We start from the raw sequence: 15,038 nt of genomic DNA, 5'->3' as shown, positions 1-15,038 counted from the left end.
CTACTTAGATTAACTTGAGCGGTGAAATTAATACCATGATATGTACGAACGGTTCTTCCAAAAGCTGAACGAAAGTGTTGCCCTTACCGGCGCTGAACAGGAGATCATCACCCGTTACCTGCAACACAAAAAACTTCGAAAGAAACAGTATTTACTACAGGCGGGAGACGTATGCAAAGCTATTGCCTTTGTTGAAAATGGCGCCCTGCGGGAGTATTCGGTGGATGAAAACGGGAATGAACATATCCTCCAGTTTGCTTTGGAAGGTTGGCTTATTTCTGATCTGTATAGCTTTATGACCGCCGAACCGGCTACCTACAATATTGATGCGCTGGAAGATTGCGAACTGGTGCTGTTGACCAAATCGGCTCAGGACGAAATCTTGAAACAGGTGCCCAAATTTGAAACCTATACCACTATGCAAATAACCGGCGCCTACCTGGCAATGCAAAAAAGGGTAAATGCGATGATCAGTTTAAGCCCCGAACATCGGTACCAGAATTTTATCAACCTGTATCCCAATATTGCGCGGCGGGTACCGCAGCACATGATCGCCTCCTACCTTGGCCTTAGCCCTGAAACATTAAGCCGCATCCGCAAAAGGCTTGCAACAGCCCATTAAGTTTGTTTAATCAGCCCAAACCATTGATTTGAATCAATGGTTTTTCTTGCCTGCGCTCAATGGAACCGGGCCATGTTTACTGTATTTTTGTATGTTAAAATATTGCCTTGCAAACAATACGAACAAGTTTTCGGGTTTGTTAAAGCATCTTAAAAAGAGGAACATAAAAATGACTGATATAAATAGCCTGAGGGAATTAAAGAATTTTACAAACACACTCGAAAAAAAAACCTACCGTATGCCGGTGCTGTTTGTGGGGCACGGTTCGCCGATGAACGGCATAGAGGATAATGAGTTTAGCAGACGGTGGACAGCAATGGCCAAAGAGATCCCGGTACCCAAAGCAGTGCTGGTAGTTTCGGCGCATTGGTTTACCAAAGGCACCAAAGTTACTGCGATGGATTTCCCGCGGACCATTCACGATTTCGGGGGCTTCCCGAAGGAATTGTTTGAAGTGCAATACCCTGCGCCCGGCGATCCTGCTTTAGCGCGGGAGACGGCCGGGATGATCCATTCCACCGAAGTAGAGTTGTCGCACGACTGGGGCCTGGACCACGGCACCTGGACCATTGTTAGGCATATGTATCCTTTGGAGAACATCCCGGTTTTGCAATTAAGCATCGACTATACCAAAGATGCGGCTTACCATTACGAGCTGGCTAAAGAAATTGAGCAGCTGCGCGATAAAGGGGTACTGATCATCGGCAGCGGCAACATTGTTCATAATTTGCGCATGGTGGCCTGGGACAGGCTATATGAACCCAACTATGGCTACGATTGGGCGAAGCAGATCAACGGCACATTTAAAGATCTGATTGCTAGCGGAGACCACGATAGTTTGATCCATTACGAACGCCTGGGACAGGAAGCCATGATGGCCATACCTACCCCCGAACATTATTTACCACTGATTTATACACTTGGTTTGAAAGGGAAAAATGACGCGGTTTCGTTTTTTAATGACCAGGCCGTGGGCGGTTCATTGACCATGACATCAGTTAAATTTGACCCGATAAATTGATATAGATTTTATTTATAAAGAAGCGATGGTGATATCGACAAATCAACCAAATCCTGTTGCATTGCAGCAGGATTTGGTTTTACAATACCTGGTCAAGGAACCACAGCCTGCTAGCAGCAAAAAAAAGGCCTTGATTTTAATGCACGGCGTAGGCGGCAACGAGGAGAATATGTATAGCCTTAACGGGTATTTTCCGGGCGATTTGCTGCTCATCTCTGCACGCGGGCCAAATGCCCTTGGCGGTGGCAGGTATGCCTGGTTTGAAGTTGATTTTTCGACAGGTAAACCCGTAATCAATGAGCAGCAGGAAGCGGAAAGCCGGGGCCTTATTCATCAATTTATCCGGCAGGTAAAACAAAAATATGCAGTGGAAGATGTGTACCTGGGCGGCTTTAGCCAGGGCGCTATCATGAGTTGCAGTGTGGGCCTTACTGCGCCCGAAACAGTAAAAGGCATTATTGCCATGAGCGGGAGGATCCTTCAGCAAATACGCCCGTCGGTGCAACCAACCCCGGTACTGGCCAGTTTAAATATTTTTGTTGCCCACGGTTTGCACGACTCCGTATTGCCCATTGCTTACGGTCGGGAGGCAAAGGCTTACCTGGAATCGTTAAATGTGAAACTTAGTTATAATGAATACCCAATAGCGCATCAAATTACAGCCGAAGAGATGGCGGATGTGGTGGCCTGGATGGGGTAAGGGAACGAAAGTTACCCAAAAACAGTTTACTCTTTTCAAAAACTCCGTTATCCACCGTGATGTTTTCGTGGGGCCAACACTATTTTAAACAACGCAATTGGTTTTTCGCTTTGCCATAAGAAAGTAAGGGTATCCCGGGCTATACTTTCGTTGTATGCTTTCAGCGCCAATTTGGTGTCTGTTCGCCAACTGAAAACATAATCGAGCTTTTGCCCTGCCTTTACCGGGAATGGATCTGGTTGAATCCTTACTTTTTCAAACATATCGTGCGGGTCGGTAATTCCAAATGGATTCATTATAAAGCGGGTACTATCCTGGCGCCGCATAAAAAAACGAGTACGGTCGAGGCTAAGCTCGCTTTTCGTAGGATTATACAACTCGCCAATCACCGCACAGGTATACATGCGATGGACCCTGTGAAAAAAAGCATATTTAGCGGTATAAATGAGCCCGTTGGGGAGGTGGGTGATTTTGCAATCATTGTTACCTGTACACAAAATGCGTGCGTCATCGGGGTATGGGATAAAGCTGGTACAAAACAACCCGATTGCCAGTGCGCGGATGAGCGTTAAAGTCTTCATGGTGATATAATGGTGCATTAAATATAAATGAGCAGTGGCGAAACAGAAAGCATAAAATAAAATACTTTTCGTTTCGCCCTTTAATGAAAGGTATATTTATAAGTATTCAGAAAAAAAAATCAATAACAATGGTTACCTTTCTTATTTTGGTGCGTACTAACTAATAAATAAGATCAGTTAAAGCAGGCGACAGGAATTTATCATAATATTTTGTGCACTACTTTGTTCTATCTTTTGTCATAACAGGTTATGTTGAAATACCCGGAAGTTAAAATGTATAAATGGCTTATCTTTTTAGTGCTGCTCTTTGCTTTTTTTATACAATCCTCGTGTAAGAAGGACAAAGCGCCTGCCGTAAATATTCCTGTGCAGGTCATACCATTATATGCTGACTCCATACTTTATATAAAAAATGCAAATCAGAATATAGTTTACCCGGTCGGCCCTGCACAGGGCTCGTACACCTCCTTTCCGGATGGTCTTAAAATAGATCAGAGCACAGGTGCAATTGATGTAAATAACAGCGAAACCGGGTTGAAATTTAAGGTCACTTTTACTGATCAGTCTTCGGGCAATGCCAAAACTGCCTACGTTACCATTTCGGGTATCAACTATAGGGACAAAATTTTTAACCTTGCGGCTGGCGATAGTATTGCCACCCCCATTTATAATGCTGATGCAGGGGCGCCGATTCCACAAATTAATAATGGCAGCACCTTTGATACCAACAGCGGCTGCAAAAACGCGGGCATCGAAGTAAACCCGGTGGACGGAACCATCAATCTTGCAAAATCTGTACGCGACCAGTTAATTGATACAGGTTCGACGCAGGAAGTGAAGCTGCAGTACAAAATAAACGACCAAAGCCGGGAAGCATTAAACGGCCTGAACGTGAAGATCTATTTTTACCGCAACGCCGGTGAAATTCCGCAATACCTGCAGGATATTCTTACCGAACGGAAAACGACCATATTGGCCGCGCCGATCAACCGGTTTGCCTCCCTTGCTGCCGCACCGATGGCATTTACTTCTGCGCAAAATAAGCCCGGCAGGCCAAGGCCGCCCTGTATCATCGTAGTAAGCCGCTAAAGTATTTTAATAAAACAGATCCGTATATTTGGGTATATTTATTCCATGTATTTGGTAAAATTATACATCTGTATTTTATCTGCCCTTTTTTTATTTCAAACGACCCGGGTATCTGAAAGCCCCCAGGCAGATTATAAACAATTGTATTACCGGGCCGAAAAGCTTTCCAATGCTGCTACACCATCGGCTAATACGGATAAGGAAGCCCTTTCCAACTATCTTAAGGTGGTCGGGTTTCTTTCCGCTAACCATATTGACGATCATTTTCTTTTCAGGGCCTATATTTCAACGGCTACGTTTTTGCAGGTTTTGAACAGGCAAAAGGAATCGGTTATTTATTTGAAGGAAGCCATCAGCCTGAAAAAAAAACTACCCGACATCAGCGACTCCACTTTTTTTAAACCATTGGTTTATTGCGGCAACGCCTATTACCAGCTCGACCAGCCTGACAGCGCTGCCATTTACTACAGCCAGGCTGAGCATATTGCAGACAAATACCCAAAGGTTAGCGAGCTTGAACGGTTATATAATACACTTGGCGTAATTGCCTACTCATCCGGTAATTACAATCAGAGTGTAACCTATTACCAAAAGGCCATATCGACATTAACCGATCATCAGGTTTATGTTAAAACCTTTTTGGTTGTTTACCAAAATAACCTGGCATCGGCCTTAAAAAAACTAAAGCGATATGACGAGGCCCTCAAAATCTACCGGGGCTTGCTCCCTTATCGTATTGAAACGGATGCCTTATTACACAATATTGGGTCCGCATACCTGGCTATGGGAAAATTTGCCGGAGCCATTGAATGCCTGAACAAGGTAAAATACAATGATCAAAAAAAATTTAATGATTTGGGCCGGGCATATTTTGGAGAAAAGGATTACGCACTTGCCGCTTTTTATCTGCAAAAGGCTGCTGACTTAACTGTAAAAAACAAACAGGGCCACAAAATTATTGACTATGGCATCACCTTAAAATATTTTGGCGACCTGTGGTTTGAAAAGGGCCAAATACTTACCGCTTTATCGTATTACCAAAAATCAATCAATAGCCTTGTATTCGGTTATCGCGGAAGGGATATTTACGACAACCCCGCAACCTTTACCAGTGTGTTTAATACAATGGAATTGCTGGAAACACTAAATGCCAAAGCCATCGCATTTAAAAAATTGTACAGCGAAAGCGGCAAGGTGAAGGATTTGGAGGCATCACTGCAAACCTACCTGGCGTTTTACAAACTGGCCAATTATGTGGAGCGGGTTTATGATAATGATGAATCGAGACTGCTGATTACCGATAAAAAGTACGCCTCGCATCAGCAACCCATTGAAATTTGCCTGCAATTGTTCGGGCTCACCAGAAACCGGGCTTACATAGAGCAGGCATTTCGGCTCGACGAAGAAAACAAGGCCAATGTACTTTCCTTGTACCTGCGGGAAGCAAAACTGAAGGCAGGGAGCGGGATCCCGCCGCAATGGTTGCAGCAGGAAACCTTGCTGAAGCGCACCATTACCAAAATAACCCTGGGTGCCGCAGATGAAAAGGACAGCTTAAAATTGGCGAAACTGAACAGCCAATTGAATGAATATGCCATCAACCTGCTGAAAGTTCAAAAGAAAATAGATGAACAAACAAAATTCGGCCGTTTAAAATTCAAGGAGAATAGCTTGTCGGTAAAGGCCGTCCAGGATATCGTCCCGTCCGGAAGCGCCATACTTTCGTATCATATGCTGGATAATAGTGTGATTTGTTTTGTGATCACAAATAATGCGTTTGAGTTTTTTCAAACAAAAATGCCTGCTGATTTTGAAGCATCACTCAAACAGTTGTACGGACAAGCCCGGTTGCGCGGGGGCAATAATCGCATCCAACTAAAACAACTTACCCAATATTTTTACCATTTATTATTAAAGCCGGCTGAACAGTATACCACCGGAAAAAACGACCTGATGATCATCCCTGATGGCGGGTTGAACTATATTCCTTTTGAAATTCTGGCCGATGAACGCGGAGACAACCTGCTGGAACATTTTACAGTCACTTATAATTATTCATGCGCTGTACTGCAAAACACAACATCAGGCAGCATAAAATTGCTGAACACCATTGGGATGGCGCCATTTGCAAGCAGCCTGCCACCAGGGAACATATTAAGGCGCTTACCTGCTTCAAGGGCCGAAATGGAAGCGCTTAACGGGAGCCGGTTATTGGGAGAAAAGGCCAGTAAACAGCAGTTTGTTGCCAATGCGCACAATTTTAACATTATTCATTTAGCTACCCACGCCGTTGCAGATGACCATGATCCTAACCGCTCGTTTATTGCTTTTTATCCTGCAAAGCCGGACTCGGCAATGTCTTATAAGTTGTTTTTGCCCGAGATATACAATTTAAAACTGGATAAAACCCGGCTGGTAGTTTTAAGCGCCTGTGAAAGCGGTGTTGGCGAATTGGTTAAAGGCGAAGGGTTGATCAGTTTATCAAGGGCATTTTCCTACGCCGGCTGCGATAATATTATTACATCGATGTGGAAAGCAGATGATGCTTCTACCGCATACATTTCGGAGCGGCTGCATTTTTACCTGCAAAAGGGTAACAGCATTGCCTGGTCGCTGCGGCAGGCCAGGCTTGATTATTTAAATGATGATGATGTTGCCGCCACCCAAAAGGTGCCGGGTTATTGGGCGCATTTTAGATTGATAGGCGGTTTTGAAGCGGAACACAACAGCTATGCCTAGCTTGTTTACCTGGCGGTAGTTTTATTCGTTGTGTTTTTGATCAAAAAAAACCGGAGCGTTATCCTTTCATGGATCCCGCTCCGGAAGAAATAGTACTCTCAAACTATTCCACAGGTATATTAATTTCAATTGTGCCCGCTGCCGTGTTCACCATCTTTTTTGCCAACATCGTCGCCGCCATCATTTACTTCCTCAAATTTGGTATCGCCTACACTGCCTAAATTAGCCACTATTTTGTTAAATATCGTTGCATTGGAGGTGCTGTTTACCACAATGGTGCCGTTGGTTAAAGTGGCCGCCGCCAGGTCGTCAGCAGTGATGGTGCTTAGTATCATATTGAGGTGAAGCAGGAAAAGCGACTTTAATGTTTTGGTATGGCTAACCACCACATTTTGCGATTCGGATTTGATCTCCAGGTTCTGGTTAAAATCAAACTCAAACGGTACAGATCCGGTAGCAGTAGTGGCGGTACCCATCAGTGTAAGCGGGATTGCGCTTGTGGTTGATTGTGAAAGGATCATCCTAACCTCAATTTCGCTGTACAAACCGGTATCTATCAGGGTTTTAATAAATATTGGATTTAGTGCAAACAGGTCAACATTCGCTAAATTTTGTGTCTCGAAACTTACTTTTGCGCCATTCTTTTTTGCTTCAAATTCAAATTTGGTGATGTTGGCAACACCCGAAGTGAATTTAATAACCGGTGCAGCCGAGGCTGATGCTGTAGCTGCCAGGCTTGCAAAAGGCCCTGAAGCAAGTACCGCGGGTGCACTGTCACTTAATACACTGAACGAAACCTGGGTGGCGTTCGGTGCCGGATTGTTTGGGGTAGATGGGCTTACGCCGCTTTTTTTACAACTGCTGCTGCTGATTACTATAATAAATAACACTAATGCAGAACTGATTTTGATTGCTGTTTTTAAGTTTTTCATGATCTTGTTTTTTATAATTAGTAAGTGCTGCCGGAAAGAACGTAACCACTTTTTTTATTTTTTTTTAATTTTTTTGCGGCTGCAAAAAACAAGTCATTTTACAGGGGAATTATTTACCCCCGTTTTTTAAAATAAGCAATTTTAGTTTAAATATGGTCCAAAAGCTAACCCGGTCGTTATAGGGGTGATCTTTATCCTGGTGTATTTTATTCATGATCACCAGGGCCTGGCCTGGCTGTTTGTTTTCGATATAGCTAAGCGCAAGGTAATATTCAGCATCGTCCTTATAGGCGCCATCGGCATTATTTAATATTTTATTGAACAACGATATGGCCTTACCAACATTTTGTGTTGCCAGGTAGGATTGTGCTGCCAGGAAATTAGTTTTATTATCAGCGGTAGTAGTCTCTTTTTCAAAAAGGCTGATCACCTTTGCCGGCTGGCCTGCGGCATAAGCTTTTTCCAATGCCGAACCCTCTGTAGCCCCACGGGAAATGCTGGTGGTATAAGGACGGTAATTTTGGTTATACAACTGTGCAGGTGAAACGGTTGCATACTGATAGATACCCACGGCTGACATCGCCAAAAATAAACTGGCGGCAATTTTTAAGCTTGCGCGGATAAAAGGATATAGCTTATTGGCGGAGGCTTTCGGTTCAGTTTTTAACTCCTCCATCATTTCATGATGCAGGGAGGCTACCTGCGCCTTTATGCCATAGCTCCTTACCGCCTGCTGTGCAAGTTTTAGGTTTTCCAGTTCCTGCTGTACCGCGTTATCGGCGGCCAGCAATTCTTCAAACTGCTTTAATTCCGCTCCGGACAGTTCGCCGTCCAGGTATTGGATAATTGTTTCGGTATGCTGGCTGTTAGTGCTCATGGGTTAATGCATTTTTAAAACGCTGTGCTAATTGCGGGTCTGCCGTAAGCATTTGCTCAAGGCTTTTTAAACATTTATATTTTTTATTTCTTAAAACCTGTTCGTTCTGGTAATCTACCAGCTGCAAGATCTCTTTCATCGTTGAGTTATTATAATAGTAAGCCACCAGGATCTCTTTGCAAACCTCGCCAAGCTTGTCCATCATCGCCATTACCATGCCTTTTGCTTCGCGTTCAACCAGTAAATAACTAACGTCCTTATCTTCTTCACCTGTGCTTTCGTAATAGGTGGTATCTCTTAGCATGGCCCGGTTTCGTTTCTTGAGTTCATTTAACCAGGTAAACTTATTCAGCGTGTATAAAAACGTTTTGATACTGGATTCGCCTCTGAATTTCTCGGCTTTCACCACCTCAATAAAAGCAACGATCACTTCCTGGAAAATATCTTCCGCATCCTGGTCGTTACCCTGGTTTTGTTTGATATAGCCACTCAAAAAATAAAAATAAGTACGGTATAAATATTTGATCACCTGCGTGCTTACCTGCTGTTGCTTAAGCGTTTCGATCAACTCCTTATCGGAGTAATTTACCGAGGCTTTTATCATATTTATCGTTTATTAGTAAATGCTGTAATTGGTAATGTAACCGGGCGCCGGTTTGTATCATGTTTTTTACAAAGCTGTAAAAAAGAAGTAAATGCCGGAAATGTTTTTTGGCGTGAGTTTGAGAGGATGTGGGGTATATTACCCTGCGGCGCTTGCTTCTACATAAAAAAGGCCACACAGTATTATCCGCATGGCCCCTTAAATAAACCTGTCAATTCCTATTTACTCTTCAACTCACTAATCGCCACCTGCGGCGCTAAAGCTTGCTCATCTTTCTCTACCACCATTTCTTTGGCCAGCTTAAATGCAGCTGTTTGCTTGATATCCTTTGACGATGCGCCGATGCTTGCGGTATAATTACCGGCTTCGGCTACCCAGGCCTCCTGTGCGGTATCGTAGGAGGCAAGGGCTCGGGCATCAATAGTAAAGCTTAAGGTTTGCGACTCGCCCGGTTGCAGCAAGCGGGTTTTGGCAAAGCCTTTTAATTCAATAACAGGTTTATCCAGTTTGGCCGCAGGGGCGCTTAAGTACAGTTGGCCCACTTCTTTGCCGGCAACTTTACCGCTATTGGTAATGGTAACAGAGGCAGTTAGCTTGCCTTTAAATACAGGGGCGCTTAATTTAAAATTGCTGTAATTAAAGGTGGTGTATGATAAGCCGTAGCCAAACTCGTAAGCTGGGTCTACTTTAAACGTGCTGTAATAGCGGTAGCCTACATAAATACCGTCTTCGTAAGTTACTTCTGCGGGCATTTGCCTGCGGAAACCTTCGCCGGTGGCCTGGTCGGGGTATTCCTTGCCGGGGAAGTTTTTAGCAGAAGGTACATCTTTATAATCCATGGTGAAAGTAGTGGCTAATTTGCCGGATGGGTTTACCGCGCCGCTCAATACATCGGTTATGGCATTGCCTGCTTCCAGGCCGGGTTGCCAGGCCAAAAGGATGGCGTCGACCCCATCGCGCCAGCTGGCTACTTCAATTACACCGCCTATATTTAATACCACCACCACTTTTTTGCCTTTGGCATGGAAAGCCTCCGACACATTTTTGATCAGCGCCTTTTCCGCATCCGACAGGTAATAATCATCCGGCAGCTTGCGGTCGGCGCCTTCGCCGGCGTTGCGCCCGATGGTGATCACTGCGATATCGTTATTTGCTGCATCCTGTTGCAAGTCAGCATCGGCTATGGCCATTTGCGGAACAGGGGGCGGGCCCATAAACATAGCCATGCCTCTTTGTGGTTTTGGCTGTTTGGCACGCTCGGCTGCAATGTAGGCCGGGTAAGCCTTCAGCAAGGCATCATCCACCTGCAATCCCGCGTTTTGCAGGCCCTGTGCCAGGGAAGTAGTATAAGCCTTGTTTACGTTGCCGCTGCCTGTGCCGCCGGCAATAATATCATAACCGGTATTGCCAAAAAGAGCAACTTTTTTAATGCCGCTAAATGGCAAAGCGCTACCGCTGTTTTTTAGCAGTACCATGCCCTGGGCTGCCGCCATGCGGCTAACCTGTGCGTCTTTTTTAAGGTCGGGCGCATCAGAATATTTATAGTTGGCAACAGCAGGCGACTTTAAAATAATATTCAACATGTGCTCCACGTTCGCGTTTAAAACTGATTCATCCAGTTGTTTACTATTCACCGCATCGATAATTGCTTTGGCCTGGTTGGGGTTACCGGGCATAATCAGGTCATTGCCTGCTTTCATCTGGGCGATGGGATCGCGGCCACCACCCCAGTCTGTCATCACAAAACCTTTAAAACCCCATTCGTTGCGCAGGATGTTGGTCACCAGGTCGGCACGTTCAGAGGTGTAAGTGCCGTTCAGTTTATTATAGCTGGTCATCACTGTCCATGGTTGCGCGTCTTTAACGGCAATTTCAAATCCCCGCAGGTAAATTTCGCGCATGGCGCGTTCGCTTACAATGGTGTTTACAGTATTGCGGTGGGTTTCCTGGTTATTGGCGGTATAATGTTTAATGGAGGTGCCAACGCCATTGGATTGAATGCCCTGCACAATGGCTGCTGCCATTTTGCCGGTAACTAAAGGGTCTTCCGAATAATACTCAAAGTTACGGCCGCCGAGCGGGTTGCGGTGGATGTTCATACCGGGGCCTAATAATATATCAATACCGTATTCGCGCACTTCGTTGCCAAAAGTAACGCCCACCTGTTTTACCAGGTCAACATCCCAGCTGGAGGCCAGCAAGGTGCCTACCGGGAAAGCGGTGGCATAGTAAGTTTTACTGCTATCGCCCTTGCGAATGGGGCTGATCCTCACCCCGGCCGGTCCGTCAGATACCACGATAGCGGGAATGCCTAAACGCGGGATAGCGTAAGTAACACCTGCTGCCCCCGGAACTTTCTGATCCGTTTGGCCTATCATTGGCCCGGCAGGTGCTGCAGGTTTTGCGGCGCTATCCTTTTTGCCGGGAACTGGCGGCGGTGGCGGCGGACCGAAGCCTCGGCCTGCGCCTACCAGCAGTTTGGCTTTTTCTTCCAGCGTCATGGCAGCGATGACTTGTTTAACAGTAGCCTTGCCGAGTTGCGGTGCATTTTGAGCTGGCGATTGCGCCCGGCAAACGGTTTGCAGTAGCAACAAAATAGCAAGCAGGCGAATACTTTTGAAGTAACGGGTGAGGTTTTTCATCATCATAAGGGTTAAATTGGTTTAATTGGCAATGCGGCGCCCCTCGCGGGTTTCCGCCATACTAATTAAGTGGTATTAATTAATATGCTGAAATACAATAGATATACAGTAAACAAACATAGATAGAATTGTGATTTAAAGCGATGACATCGTCTGTATTCGGCGGGGATTTTTGTAAAAATGTTGTGAGGGTTGAGCCGGAGTATTAATTCAACCAACTAATTCCGTGCGGAAGGGCTTGCTTATGGGGGCTAATAAATGATAAATTTAGCCTTATAACAACACAAAACCAGCAATTGGTAAAAATTGGCGCTGAATGCGTCTGTAACTGGTTGATTTTTTTGAAAAGACAAATAAAAATTCCCCGAAAAAAGTCAGGCGTATTATTATTAATATATCAATGGTGCTCCCGCTGTTCTTGTTTTTCAGAAGGAACACCATTAATATGATAGTTTTTAATTATTGCCTTTCACGCGGTTTTTCTCATCGTCGGCGCCGGTTTGGTGTTGGCGGGCTTTTATTTTGTTATTGCCGAAGTTCCAGGTAAGGGTTAAACGGGTAACGCGGCTCTCTCGCTTTTGCGTAATGTACAGGTCAGTATTCTGGTACTGGCTGTTTACGTCATTCCTCAGCGTATTGAATATATCGCTCATGCTCAATTTTACGTTCAGCTTTTTATTGGCAAAAGAGTGGCTCACCCCGGCATCAACCGAATAGCGTGGCTTTACGTCATACAGGCCATAGGTAAGGTCCGACTGGTAATTGGCGGTTAATTCGGCTTTATAAGTTGCTATTGGTATAAATGTTTGTGTTGTTCTTATATTGTAGGCAAACTGGCCCCGGTCCAAATTGCCCCCTTCCAGGTTGTTTGATTTAAAGCCCAGGTAAAAAGCGGTCGCGTTTACATTGCCTTCCCACCATTTGGCAATGGTATAGGGTGCATACAGGTTAGCATTCCATGCGTTTTGTACCTGCAAATTTTCCTGGGTAATAAAGGATACTTTGGTAGCCGGGTCGGTGCCGGGCACTTCAGTGATCACGTCGGTCGTCTTGCTGTAGCCCAATGTTAGGGTAATGCTTTTATTATAGGTATAGTTCAGCTCATAATTATTGGTGTACTGTGGCCTTAAATAAGGGTTGCCCAATTGATAAGTATATGGGTCCAGGCGGAAGATGAAGGGGTTAAGGTTGTCATACTGAGGCCTGTCGATGCGGCGGCTGTAGGAGAAAGTGATCCCGTTTTTATCGTTAAAATCATGACTGATAAACAGACTTGGAAAAAAGTCGAGGTAATGCCTTGGGATAACTGATACTACGTTGGCCGAATCGCCATGCGCGTTTGAACTGGTGTACTCGGCCCTTAAACCCGCCTGTACAGAATAGCCTTTAAAGTCCTTATTAAAGTTAATATAACCGGCATCGATCTTTTCATCGTACACAAAATGGTTGGTGCTTAAATAAGGGTTACCGGGTGCATCTTTTTCCATCAGGTCGTTATCGGTTTTAACGTCGCTGAATTTTAAGCCCGATTCAAACTTTAAAGTTTTGGTGATAGGTTTTACATAATCAATCTTCCCGGTGCGGATGTTAATGGTTGATGGGGTGTGGTTTCCTAAAAACCATTGCGGTTGTTGTGTACCGCCGTTGGCCAGGTAATAATCTGTTACATATTGCGCGACAGAGTTGTTTTTAAATTGCGAGTAGTCCAGGTCAGCGCTCAATTCCTGCCCGGCTGTATCTATTTTCCAGCTGTCATTTAAATTAAAGGCAATGTTATGGAAAGTTTGATGAATACCTGACACTGTGCGCAGCGACGAGTCGACCTGGTTAAAGCTTTTGCCGATATAGGTATGGTCATCAATATTGTCCTGCTCGCCGTTAAAGTAGCCGCTTGCTACAAAGCCAATGGTGTTTTTTGTGGATAGGTCATAATCGGCCCCTATGCGGTAGCTGTTATTGTGATCGGCTTCAAGCAAGGGGCTTGCCTGGTTGAAATAGGTTGGGGCGCTTCCGGCAGTATCCGGGATGATACGCTTAACGCCGATGTTTTGGATGCGTTTATTGTCGTTATGGCTAAAAGTGCCAAAAACATTCAGTTTACCTTCTTTATGGTTCAACGTTAAGTTCTCGTTATCCTTTCCATAAGCACCGTAGCCTGCCCCGGCGGTCAGGCTGCCATTGGTGCCTGTCTGTTTGTTCTTTTTCAGGATGATATTGATAATGCCAGAGTTTCCTGCCGCGTCATATTTCGCTGATGGGTTAGTAATGATCTCGATGGATTTTATGGTGGTACCGTCTGTCGAGCGAAGCAGCGTGGCTAATTGGGCCGCAGTGAGGTAAGTAAGCTTGCCGTTTAACATAACGGTTACACCCTGTTTGCCTTTAAGGCTGATATTATCATCCTTATCAACAGAAACGCCAGGCGCTCTTTCTAAAATGTCCATAGCCGAGTTGCCCGCCGCCAGGATGCTGTTCTCAACGTTCATTACAGTACGGTCAACCTTATGCTCAATAAGTGGTTTTGAAGCAGTAATATTTACAGCATTTAATGAATGGCTGGCCGGCTGCAATTTTAAAGCCGGTACTGTAAAATTAGCGGCATTGCCTGTTAATGTAAAAACCTTGCTGATGGCTTTGGCATAGCCAATAACGCTGGCCTTAATTATATATACCCCTGAATTGATATGATCAAATGTATAGGCGCCATTCTCGTTGCTTAAGGTTCCTTTAACAACGGTTGAATCCTGCGCTTTTAGCAGGCTCACTGTTGCGAAATCCATTGGTTTGCCGTTTTCATCAAGTAATTGGCCGGAAATTGCAGCTGCTGGTTTGTTGTTTTGTGCCATGGCAAAGCCAGCGCTTAATAGGAGCAATAAAAATAGTTGTATCGATTTTGTATAGATGTTTTTCATGTTTGCGTTAATTTTTGGGCAATAGTTTTCCTGTTAGAATTTTTCTTTCTTTTTTTTCTTTTGGATAATTTGTGTGATTTCCCCCTTTTTTTTGGAACCTTTTGGGGGACTTTCTATTTAGCCTGGCAGGGCAGCTTGTTTATTTTAATATTGGTATTTGAATTTCATCGTTTTTCTTTTTTTGTGTAAAGGAACCCCGCCTTTTTTTATTTCTAAATTTTTTTTGACCAATAGTTAACTATTGGTGACTAGCGGGCTTTTTGTTCTTTGTTTGTTTTTTAATTACAACCCTTCCTGTAATAATAACACATCCGGTTTT

11 protein-coding genes are annotated in these 15,038 nt (G+C 44.5%); 5 read left to right on the top strand and 6 right to left on the bottom strand.

Annotated features, from left to right (window positions below):
• The first annotated feature begins 40 nt into the window (after positions 1-40).
• The 3 genes from MgSA37_RS25165 to MgSA37_RS25155 all read left to right on the top strand — a co-directional run bounded on the left by MgSA37_RS25165 (position 41) and on the right by MgSA37_RS25155 (position 2,343).
• Positions 41-622, top strand: a complete 582-nt coding sequence (locus tag MgSA37_RS25165) for a Crp/Fnr family transcriptional regulator (protein WP_096356183.1) — start codon at positions 41-43, stop codon at positions 620-622.
• Between the two features lie 169 nt (positions 623-791).
• Positions 792-1,643: a 4,5-DOPA-extradiol-dioxygenase gene (gene ygiD / locus MgSA37_RS25160; RefSeq protein ID WP_096357734.1), complete on the top strand. Its 852-nt coding sequence runs from the start codon at positions 792-794 to the stop codon at positions 1,641-1,643.
• Positions 1,644-1,668: 25 nt separating this feature from the next.
• Complete coding sequence (locus MgSA37_RS25155) at positions 1,669-2,343, top strand: alpha/beta hydrolase (protein ID WP_096356181.1); 675 nt, start codon at positions 1,669-1,671, stop codon at positions 2,341-2,343.
• A gap of 47 nt (positions 2,344-2,390) precedes the next feature.
• Here the strand turns inward: MgSA37_RS25155 and MgSA37_RS25150 are convergent, their stop codons facing one another.
• Positions 2,391-2,942, bottom strand: coding sequence for a hypothetical protein (locus tag MgSA37_RS25150; protein ID WP_096356179.1), 552 nt, complete (start codon positions 2,940-2,942; stop codon positions 2,391-2,393).
• A 231-nt stretch (positions 2,943-3,173) separates the two neighbouring features.
• Between MgSA37_RS25150 and MgSA37_RS25145 the strand changes: the two genes are divergently transcribed.
• Positions 3,174-4,013 (top strand): hypothetical protein, encoded by an 840-nt coding sequence (locus MgSA37_RS25145; protein ID WP_096356177.1) that lies wholly within the window; start codon positions 3,174-3,176, stop codon positions 4,011-4,013.
• Between the two features lie 45 nt (positions 4,014-4,058).
• Positions 4,059-6,752, top strand: coding sequence for a CHAT domain-containing protein (locus MgSA37_RS25140; protein WP_096356175.1), 2,694 nt, complete (start codon positions 4,059-4,061; stop codon positions 6,750-6,752).
• A gap of 125 nt (positions 6,753-6,877) precedes the next feature.
• Here the strand turns inward: MgSA37_RS25140 and MgSA37_RS25135 are convergent, their stop codons facing one another.
• From MgSA37_RS25135 to MgSA37_RS25115, 5 genes are all read right to left on the bottom strand, one after another.
• The gene (locus MgSA37_RS25135) at positions 6,878-7,684 is read right to left on the bottom strand and encodes a hypothetical protein (RefSeq protein ID WP_096356173.1); all 807 of its coding nucleotides are present in this window, start codon (positions 7,682-7,684) and stop codon (positions 6,878-6,880) included.
• Between the two features lie 109 nt (positions 7,685-7,793).
• Positions 7,794-8,561, bottom strand: a complete 768-nt coding sequence (locus tag MgSA37_RS25130; RefSeq protein WP_096356171.1) for a hypothetical protein — start codon at positions 8,559-8,561, stop codon at positions 7,794-7,796.
• Complete coding sequence (locus MgSA37_RS25125) at positions 8,551-9,165, bottom strand: RNA polymerase sigma factor (protein ID WP_096356169.1); 615 nt, start codon at positions 9,163-9,165, stop codon at positions 8,551-8,553. The genes MgSA37_RS25130 and MgSA37_RS25125 overlap by 11 nt, the downstream gene beginning before the upstream one ends.
• Before the next feature lie 218 nt (positions 9,166-9,383).
• On the bottom strand, positions 9,384-11,813 hold the full coding sequence (locus tag MgSA37_RS25120; RefSeq protein WP_232010729.1) for a glycoside hydrolase family 3 C-terminal domain-containing protein: 2,430 nt from the start codon (positions 11,811-11,813) through the stop codon (positions 9,384-9,386).
• A 449-nt stretch (positions 11,814-12,262) separates the two neighbouring features.
• The gene (locus tag MgSA37_RS25115) at positions 12,263-14,719 is read right to left on the bottom strand and encodes an outer membrane beta-barrel family protein (RefSeq protein WP_096356165.1); all 2,457 of its coding nucleotides are present in this window, start codon (positions 14,717-14,719) and stop codon (positions 12,263-12,265) included.
• Between the last annotated feature and the right edge of the window lie 319 nt (positions 14,720-15,038).

Source organism: Mucilaginibacter gotjawali, from assembly GCF_002355435.1.
GTDB classification, from domain to species: domain Bacteria; phylum Bacteroidota; class Bacteroidia; order Sphingobacteriales; family Sphingobacteriaceae; genus Mucilaginibacter; species Mucilaginibacter gotjawali.
The sequence above is the reverse complement of the archived record's forward strand: the minus strand, read 5'-3'. Positions and strand labels throughout refer to the sequence as shown.

What these genes read in the sequence shown, in the direction of transcription:
- MgSA37_RS25165 (WP_096356183.1), top strand. Translation starts at nt 41, where the DNA reads ATGTACGAACGGTTCTTCCAAAAGCTGAACGAAAGTGTTGCCCTTACC.
- MgSA37_RS25140 (WP_096356175.1), top strand. Translation starts at nt 4,059, where the DNA reads ATGTATTTGGTAAAATTATACATCTGTATTTTATCTGCCCTTTTTTTA.
- MgSA37_RS25115 (WP_096356165.1), bottom strand. Translation starts at nt 14,719, where the DNA reads ATGAAAAACATCTATACAAAATCGATACAACTATTTTTATTGCTCCTA.
- MgSA37_RS25125 (WP_096356169.1), bottom strand. Translation starts at nt 9,165, where the DNA reads ATGATAAAAGCCTCGGTAAATTACTCCGATAAGGAGTTGATCGAAACG.
- ygiD (WP_096357734.1), top strand. Translation starts at nt 792, where the DNA reads ATGACTGATATAAATAGCCTGAGGGAATTAAAGAATTTTACAAACACA.
- MgSA37_RS25145 (WP_096356177.1), top strand. Translation starts at nt 3,174, where the DNA reads ATGTTGAAATACCCGGAAGTTAAAATGTATAAATGGCTTATCTTTTTA.
- MgSA37_RS25150 (WP_096356179.1), bottom strand. Translation starts at nt 2,942, where the DNA reads ATGCACCATTATATCACCATGAAGACTTTAACGCTCATCCGCGCACTG.
- MgSA37_RS25155 (WP_096356181.1), top strand. Translation starts at nt 1,669, where the DNA reads ATGGTGATATCGACAAATCAACCAAATCCTGTTGCATTGCAGCAGGAT.
- MgSA37_RS25130 (WP_096356171.1), bottom strand. Translation starts at nt 8,561, where the DNA reads ATGAGCACTAACAGCCAGCATACCGAAACAATTATCCAATACCTGGAC.
- MgSA37_RS25135 (WP_096356173.1), bottom strand. Translation starts at nt 7,684, where the DNA reads ATGAAAAACTTAAAAACAGCAATCAAAATCAGTTCTGCATTAGTGTTA.
- MgSA37_RS25120 (WP_232010729.1), bottom strand. Translation starts at nt 11,813, where the DNA reads ATGATGATGAAAAACCTCACCCGTTACTTCAAAAGTATTCGCCTGCTT.